The sequence below is a fragment of the Mesorhizobium sp. M4A.F.Ca.ET.050.02.1.1 genome, from assembly GCF_003997725.1.
Classification (GTDB): Bacteria; Pseudomonadota; Alphaproteobacteria; order Rhizobiales; family Rhizobiaceae; genus Mesorhizobium.
Genome location: NZ_RZSG01000223.1, coordinates 1 through 8,044 on the forward strand (window position 1 = coordinate 1; position 8,044 = coordinate 8,044).

General features: G+C 65.1%; 5 protein-coding genes. 3 read left to right on the plus strand and 2 right to left on the minus strand.

The genetic code is table 11. The annotated features are described in order from the left end of the window. The first annotated feature begins 278 nt into the window (after positions 1-278). From EOA33_RS16445 to EOA33_RS16455, 3 genes are read left to right on the plus strand one after another with little or no spacing between them, the layout of a single operon-like run. Positions 279-2,363, plus strand: coding sequence for a hydantoinase/oxoprolinase family protein (locus tag EOA33_RS16445; RefSeq protein ID WP_127406072.1), 2,085 nt, complete (start codon positions 279-281; stop codon positions 2,361-2,363). A 1-nt stretch (position 2,364) separates the two neighbouring features. Beyond that, the gene (locus EOA33_RS16450; RefSeq protein WP_127406073.1) at positions 2,365-4,056 is read left to right on the plus strand and encodes a hydantoinase B/oxoprolinase family protein; all 1,692 of its coding nucleotides are present in this window, start codon (positions 2,365-2,367) and stop codon (positions 4,054-4,056) included. Next, entirely contained in the window at positions 4,043-4,411 is a 369-nt protein-coding gene (locus EOA33_RS16455; protein ID WP_210212578.1) for a hypothetical protein, read from the plus strand. Before EOA33_RS16450 ends, EOA33_RS16455 begins: the two co-directional genes overlap by 14 nt. 56 nt (positions 4,412-4,467) lie before the next feature. Here the strand turns inward: EOA33_RS16455 and gyrB are convergent, their stop codons facing one another. Both gyrB and EOA33_RS16465 read right to left on the minus strand, forming a co-directional pair. Next, the gene (gyrB, locus tag EOA33_RS16460; RefSeq protein ID WP_127406074.1) at positions 4,468-6,939 is read right to left on the minus strand and encodes a DNA topoisomerase (ATP-hydrolyzing) subunit B; all 2,472 of its coding nucleotides are present in this window, start codon (positions 6,937-6,939) and stop codon (positions 4,468-4,470) included. A 161-nt stretch (positions 6,940-7,100) separates the two neighbouring features. Beyond that, positions 7,101-8,044: tetratricopeptide repeat protein (locus EOA33_RS16465; protein WP_145989168.1), on the minus strand; the 944-nt coding region annotated here is incomplete at its 5' end.

An 8,044-nucleotide genomic window follows, 5' to 3' on the forward strand; every position in this document is an offset into this window, starting at 1 on the left:
GAATCGGGAACTGCAGCGGCTTGGCGCCGGCGGCGTTCAACGCGGGTGTCGTGTTCATCAAACCCAACCTTCTGGCCCAGGCTTATGGCGCTGGCGCCAAACCTTCTCCTGCGCGCCCGAACGGTCAGGTTCCGGCGTGCTCCTCGCACACTGCCAAGCGGTAAGCTCTTGTGTCCGGAATTTATTAGTATACAAATGATATTTACGTCAAGATGGTAGCGTAAAACGCCTTTCCAAACCGAGGCATATCCGTAGTCCGCGCATTTCGGGTTTCGACAATGAAAGAGAATTTTTCGGCGCAACCGCGGGATTCCCTGGGCAGCGTCGTCGCCGGCATCGATGTCGGCGGCACCTTCACCGATCTCATCCTGATCGACGGCAAGGATGCCGGCAAGGTGCATATCGCCAAGACCCCGACTACAGTCGAGAACCAGGCTTTCGGCGTCGTTTCGGCGCTCGGCGCGACAGGCTTTGCTGTCGACGGCATCGACCTCATCGTGCATGGCACGACCACCACCACCAACGCGGTGCTAGAACGCCGGCTGGCCAGGACCGGCATGATCACCACGCTCGGCTTTCGCGACGTCATCGAGCTTGGCCGGCGCACGAGGCCGCAGCCCTACGGCATGACGGGGACATTTGTGCCGGTCATTCCGCGCGATCTCAGGCTCGAAGTCGCGGAGCGCGTCGAGGCATCAGGGGCGGTTCGCGTCCCGCTCGACGAGGCAGGCATGCGTGATGCGGTGCAGAGGCTGCTGGACGCCGGCTGCGAGTCACTCGTCATCCACTTCCTGCACTCCTACGCCAATCCTGCGCATGAGCGGCGCGCGGCCGAGATCGCAAGGGGGATCTGGCCGAACGGCTACATCACAACCGGCCATGCGCTGCTGTCGGAAGCGCGCGAATTCGAGCGTGGCGTGACCGCTTCGGTCAACGCCTCGGTGCAGCCGATCCTGGAGCGCTATGTCGAGCGGCTTCGCAAGGAACTCGCCGCGAAGGGCTATGCCCGCGACTTCCTGATCATGAACGGCAATGGCGGCATGATCTCGGCCCGCTTCGTCACCCGGGAATCGGCAAAGACGGTGATGTCCGGCCCGGCCTCGGGCGTCATCGCGGCCGCCTATACGGGCAAGCGCGCCGGCTTCGAGAACCTCGTCACCTACGACATGGGAGGCACCTCGACCGACGTGGCGCTGATTCGCAATGCCGAGCCCGCGGTGTCGAACGAGATCGAGATAGAATATGCGATGCCGATCCATGTGCCGATGGTGGCGGTGCATACGGTCGGCGCCGGCGGCGGCTCGATCGCGCGTGTCGACGCGGCCGGCCTGATCCAGATCGGCCCGGAAAGCGCCGGCGCCAATCCGGGCCCGATCTGCTACGGGCGCGGCGGCACCGAGCCGACCATCACCGACGCCAATCTTGTGCTGGGGCGGCTGGCGCCGAAGAAACTGCTCGCCGTCGACAATCCGGTCACCGTCGAGCGCGTCACCGGCATATTCGAAGACAGGATCGGCAAGCGCACCGGCCTCTCGGGCGTCGAGGCGGCAGGCGCAATCCTGAGGCTCGGCAACATCAAGATGGCCGGCGCCATCCGCATGGTCTCGGTGGCGCGCGGCCACGACCCGCGCGATTTCGCGCTATTCGCCTTCGGCGGCGCCGGGCCTCTGCACGCGACGGCACTCGCCCGTGAGCTTGGGCTGCCAAAGGTGCTGGTCCCGGCGCGGCCAGGCATCACCAACGCGCTCGGCTGCGTCGTCGCCGATCTCCGGCATGACTTCGTCAACACGATCAACCAGCCGGTGGCGCTGCTCGATGAAGCCTTGCTTCACGAGGTGTTGGAACGGCACCGGAGCGAAGGCGAGGAGCTGATTGCCAAGGAAGCGGTGAAGCCGGACATGATCGGCGTCACACACTCCGCCGACATGCAGTTCGTCGGCCAGACGCACATCATCAACGTGCCGCTGCCATTGTCTACCGTGACCCGCGCGACGCTGCAGCTTCTGTTCGAAAAGGCCTATTTCGCCCGCTTCAAGGTCGAGTTGCCGGAGATCCGCGCCAACCTCGTCAACCTCAACACCTCGGTCACCGGTGTGCGCCCGGCGATCGATCTCTCGCGGCTGATCGACCCGGCTGGGCGCGCGGCGACGCTAGAGGAAGCCCGGCGCGAGACCAGGCCGGTCTGGTATCACGGCACCTGGCACGACACGCCTGTCTATGCCCGCGAAAAACTGCCGCTCGATGCCGTCATCGAAGGACCGGCGATCCTCGAACAGATGGACGCCACCACCGTGCTCGAGCCCGGCGACACGGCACGCGCGGATGCCGACGGCAACATCATCATCGACATCGGCGAGGCCTGAGATGAGCACGCTCGACACCATCACGCTTTCGGTCCTGCAGGCGGCACTGCAGCAGGTTTGCGACGAGATGGATCTGACGTTTTCCCGCGCGGCGTTCTCGCCCGTCATCGCCGAGGCCAATGACCGCTCCGACGGCATCTATTCGGCGGTTGACGGTTCGCTGATCGCGCAGGGCAGCCAGGGCCTGCCGGTGTTCGTCGGCGTCATGCAGTATTCGACGAAAACCGTGATCGAGATGATCGCCGATGGCCGCTGCCTGGCGCCCGAGCCGGGCGACATCTACATCGTCAACGATCCCTATCTCGGCGGCACCCATCTGATGGATGTGCGCTTCGTCATGCCGGTCTACCGCGGCGAAAAGATCTTTTGCTGGCTCTCCAACACCGGCCACTGGCCGGACATTGGCGGTTCGGTGCCGGGCGGCTTTTCCGCTTCGGCCACCGCCGTCGAGCAGGAGGGGTTGCGGCTGCCGCCTGTGAAACTGTTCAAGAAGGGCGTGCTCGATCCGGAGATTTACGCCATCATCTGCTCCAACATCCGCGTCGCCGACCAGCGCATCGGCGACATCCGCGCCCAGGCCGCGGCACTGCTGATCGGACAGGACAGGCTCAACGGAATCCTGGATCGTTACGGTAATGAAACGGTTATCGAGGCGATCGCCGAGCTGCGCCGCCGCGCCGCCGACCAGATGCGCGCCAACATCGCCGCCATTCCGGACGGCGTCTACCGCTCCAAGGCCTTCGTCGATTCCGACGGCGTGGTGAACGAGCCGCTGACGATTGCGCTCGCCGTCGAGAAAAAGGGCGACACGCTCACCTTCGACTTCGCCGGCTCCTCGAAACCCTGCGCCGGGCCGATGAACAGTGTGCTGGCGACGACGCTGTCGTCGGTCTATCTCGCCATGCGGCATATCTTCCCGGATGTGCCGATCAGCGCCGGCGCCTTCGAGCCGCTTGACGTCAAGCGGCCGGAAGGGACCTTCCTCGACGCCCGCTATCCGCGTCCGGTCTCGGGCTGCGCGGCGGAGGTCTCGCAGCGCATCGCAGAGGCCGTCTTTGCGGCCATGGTCCAGGCGCTGCCGGACAAGGTGACGGCCGCCCCGGCCGGCTCCAGCGGCAATTTCGCGCTCGGCGGCAACGATCCGGCGCGCGGCCGCGACTATGTCATGTACCAGATCTCCGGCGGCGGCTATGGCGGTAATGCCGGCCATGATGGCCTGACCAATGGCTGCTCGACCATCGGCATCTCCAAGTCGCCGCCGGTCGAGATCATGGAGCAGGCTTTTCCGGTGCTTTACCGCCACTATGCGCTGCGCGAAGGTTCGGGCGGCGCCGGCAAGCAGCGCGGCGGCTTCGGTCTGGCCTACGAGGTCGAGATCCTGCGCGGCGATGCCCGCGCCTCCTTCGTCATGGACCATGGCCGCTTCGGCCCGCAAGGCGCGCTCGGCGGCAAGGATGGCGCGCCCAATACGGTGACGGTGTTCCGCGGCGGCGAGGCGCATGTGCCGCCGCATCTGTCCAAGGAGCAGGACATTTCCCTCAAGGCCGGCGACCGCGTGCGCGTCGGCACCCCGGGCGGCGGCGGCTATGGCGATCCGGGCGAGCGTGACCCGAAGCTGGTCGCCGAGGATGTCAGGCTCGGCTACTATACGGCCGAGCAGGCCAGGGAGATGTTCGGGGGTGATCGAGGATAAGTTCAAGTGCCGCGTCTGCGGGCTGAGCCAGTATCCGGACCTGCCCTGGGGTGAGGACGGTCGGCAACCCTCATTCAACATCTGTGACTGCTGCGGCGTCGAGTTCGGCTACGGAGACGATGGATTGGAAAACTGTCTTCGGCTTCGGCGTCATTGGGTTGAAGTCGAACGCTGCCGATGGTTCTCGCCCAGGGATCGTCCAGCCGATTGGGATCTGCCGGCCCAGATCAGAGGCATCCCGAAGGCGTATAAAAGCGATGACGATGAAAAGTTGATCAACGCCCAAATCGACGCAGGCGAGCCGCCGTTGCGCGGGCTATCCGCTTTGAGCGCGATCGAGAAGTCGACCCGTTAGTTGCTCGGCACCTCGGCGAGCAACTTGCTCCACCGAGGCGCTATCATAAGCCGGCTTCAGATGTCCAGATTGGCGACCGACAGCGCATTGTCCTGGATGAACTCACGCCGCGGTTCCACCTCGTCGCCCATCAGTCGCGAGAACAGCGAGTCGGCGTCGGTGGCGTCGGTGACCTTGACCTGCAGCAGCGAGCGCACGTTCGGGTCCAGCGTGGTTTCCCACAGCTGCTCGGCGTTCATCTCGCCAAGGCCCTTGTAACGCTGCATGGTCAGGCCCTTGCGGCCGGTCGCGAACACCGCGTTGAGCAGCGCCAGCGGTCCCGCAATGGTCTCGGAGACCTCCTTGCGGCGCAGCACGGGCGGCTCGCTGTAGATTTCGGCCAGGCGCGAGGCATAGCGGTCGAGCTGGCGCGCATCGGCCGAATTGATCAGCCCGGCGTCGAGCTGCACGAACTCCTTCACGCCGCGCACCGTGCGCTCGAACACATAGCCGCCGACGCCGTCATTGGAGGTCGACAGGCGGCCGGTCCAGCCACGCTCGGTATCCTCGGCGATCAGGTCGAGGCGCTTGGCGACGCGCTCGGCCATGGCGTTGGCGCGGCCGAGATCGGCAAGGACATCGGCGTTGAGAGCGCCGGCGATCGCCGCCTGTTCGACGACGCTGCGGTTGTAGCGCGTGTGCAACCCGTTGATCAGCTGGCGCACAGCCAGCGCGTCGTCGATGGCGCTATGCAGGTCCTGGCCGGTCCGCACCTCGCCGGAGCCCAACGTCAGCGACGCTTCCTCCAGCCCGGAATCGATCAGATATTCCTCATAGGCGCTTTCGTCCTTGAGGTATTGCGAGCTTTTTCCCCGCGTCACTTTGTAGAGCGGCGGCTGGGCGATGTAGAGATGGCCGCGCTCGATCAGCTCCGGCATCTGACGGAAGAAGAAGGTGAGCAGCAGCGTGCGGATGTGGGCGCCGTCGACGTCGGCGTCGGTCATCAGGATGATCTTGTGGTAGCGCAGCTTGTCTGCGTTGAACTCGTCCTTGCCGATGGAGGTGCCGAGCGCGGTGATCAGCGTGCCGATCATGTCGGAGCTCAGCATGCGGTCGAAGCGCGCGCGCTCGACATTGAGGATCTTGCCGCGCAGCGGCAGGATGGCCTGGTTCTGGCGCGAACGGCCGCCCTTGGCCGAGCCGCCGGCCGAGTCTCCCTCGACGATGAAGATTTCGGACTTGGCCGGATCGCGCTCCTGGCAGTCGGCGAGCTTGCCGGGCAGCGAGGTGACGCCGAGCGTGCTCTTGCGGGTGATGTCGCGCGCCTTGCGCGCCGCCTCGCGCGCCGCCGCCGCCTGGATCACCTTCTCGACCACGACCTTGCCTTCGCTCGGATGCTCTTCGAGCCAGGTGCCCAGCGCTTCGTTGACCAGGCTTTCCACCACCGGGCGGACCTCGGAGGAGACCAGCTTGTCCTTGGTCTGCGAGGAGAATTTCGGATCCGGGACCTTGACTGAGAGAACGGCCGTCAGACCCTCGCGGCAGTCGTCGCCGGTCAGTGACACCTTTTCCTTCTTGGTCTGGCCGGAAGCATCGCCATAGCCGGTGATCTGCCGGGTCAGCGCGGCGCGGAAGCCGGCCAGATGCGTACCGCCGTCGCGCTGCGGGATGTTGTTGGTGAAGGCCAGCACGTTCTCGTGGTAGCTGTCGTTCCACCACATCGCCACCTCGACGGTGATGCCGTCGCGCTCGGCCCGGATCGCGATCGGCGTCTGAATCAGCGGCTTCTTGACCCGGTCGAGATATTTGACGAACTCTTCCAGGCCCCCGTCATAGTGCAGCTCGTGACGGACCAGGTCGGCATGGCGGGCGTCGGTCAGCACGATGCGTACACCGGAATTGAGGAAGGCGAGTTCGCGCAGCCGGTGCTCCAGCGTTCCATAGTCGAACTCGACCATGGTGAAGGTCTCGGCCGACGGGAAGAAGGTGATCTCGCTGCCACTGCGGCCCTCATAGGTGCCGGGGCGCTTGTCCTGCTCGTAGCCGCCGGTGACCTTGAGCGGCGCGTCCGCATTGCCGTGCGTGAAGCCCATTTCGAAGATCTCGCCATTGCGGCGGATCTTGAGCTTGAGCCAAGCCGAGAGCGCGTTGACCACCGAGACGCCGACGCCGTGCAGGCCGCCCGACACCTTGTAGGAGTTCTGATCGAATTTGCCGCCGGCATGCAGCTGCGTCATGATCACTTCGGCCGCCGAGACGCCTTCGCTGGGGTGGATGTCGGTCGGAATGCCGCGGCCATTGTCGATGACCGTGACCGAACCGTCAGGGTTGAGCGTCACCGAGACCAGGTCGGCATGGCCGGCCAGCGCCTCGTCGATGGCGTTGTCCACCACCTCATAGACCATGTGATGCAGGCCAGAGCCATCGTCGGTGTCGCCAATATACATGCCCGGCCGCTTGCGGACGGCATCCAACCCCTTCAAAACCTTGATGGAATCGGCGCCGTACTCGGCTTCCGCGCCATTGGCGCTTTCAGTCTGATCGCTCATGAAAACCTGTCTGATTGATGGCTGCTGGTCCAGCGCTGGAAACTGGCTCCGAATCGCGCCGTTTTGATGTCCTAGATATAGGCGCAAATGCCGGTTTTTCCAAGGTTTGCCGGCATTTCCGGGCAGGAAAGCCGGCTGTCCGGAAGCGGCCGCGCCGCAGGCTATTTTGTCCTGGCCAGCCGATCCTGCAGAAACTTGATCATGAACTTGTATCGCGGCGCCAGCCGGCCGCTGCGGTCGAGCTCCAGCGTCCGCTCGAGCGCCTCGGAAAGCACGGCCCTCGGGTTCCTCGCGACCTGAGAATAATCGATCATCGCGACCACCAGGTCGCGCTGCCAGGTGGCGTTTTCGGGGTCGGACTGGGCAAGCTGCTGGCGGATGTCCAGGCTGTCCTCGAAGGCCTTCCGCGCGCCCTTGATGTCGCGCTGCTTGGCCTTCAGCATGCCGATCTCGGACAGTGTTATCGACAGGTCGCGCTGCCAGTCGGAATTGGCCGGGTCGAGCCTGGCCAGCCTGTCGACGATGGTGAAACTGTCGAGATAGAGCTTGAGCGCGCCCTTGCGATCGCCCTGGATGGCGAGCACGCCCGCGACTTTCTCCAGGCTGACCGAGAGGTCGCGCTGCCAGTCTGTGTTGTCCGGATCGCTGTCGGCCAGCGCCTGAGCCTGAGACAACGCTTGCCGGTAGGCCGAAAGGGCGGCCGGCCAGTTCTCCTGGTCCTTCAGCGCGTTGCCGACCTTGGTGTTGCCGACCGACAGATCGCGCTGCAGCTCGGTGTTGTCCGGGTCGCGGCTTGCCAGCCTTTCGACGATGTCCAGGCTGTCCCGGTAGGCAGCGAGCGCGCCGGCGGGATCGTCGCGCTCGCGCTTGAGATCGCCGATCGTGTCATGGCTGACCGAGACGTCGCGCTGCCGCTCGGCATTGTCGGGCTGCTTCGCGGCCAGCGCCAGCCGGATCCTCAGGCTTTCCTCATAGGCGGCCTGCGCATCGTCCAGCCGGCCGGCGGCACGGGCAAGGCCGGCGATCTCGTCATAGGAAATAGTCAGCTCGCGCTGCAGGTCGTCGCGCTCCGGCTCGTGGCCGGCGAGCTCCTTCTTGATCGACA

Bases quoted from the DNA above. Each gene is read 5' to 3' on its own strand.
- EOA33_RS16450 (WP_127406073.1), top strand. From the start codon at position 2,365: ATGAGCACGCTCGACACCATCACGCTTTCGGTCCTGCAGGCGGCACTG.
- EOA33_RS16445 (WP_127406072.1), top strand. From the start codon at position 279: ATGAAAGAGAATTTTTCGGCGCAACCGCGGGATTCCCTGGGCAGCGTC.
- gyrB (WP_127406074.1), bottom strand. From the start codon at position 6,939: ATGAGCGATCAGACTGAAAGCGCCAATGGCGCGGAAGCCGAGTACGGC.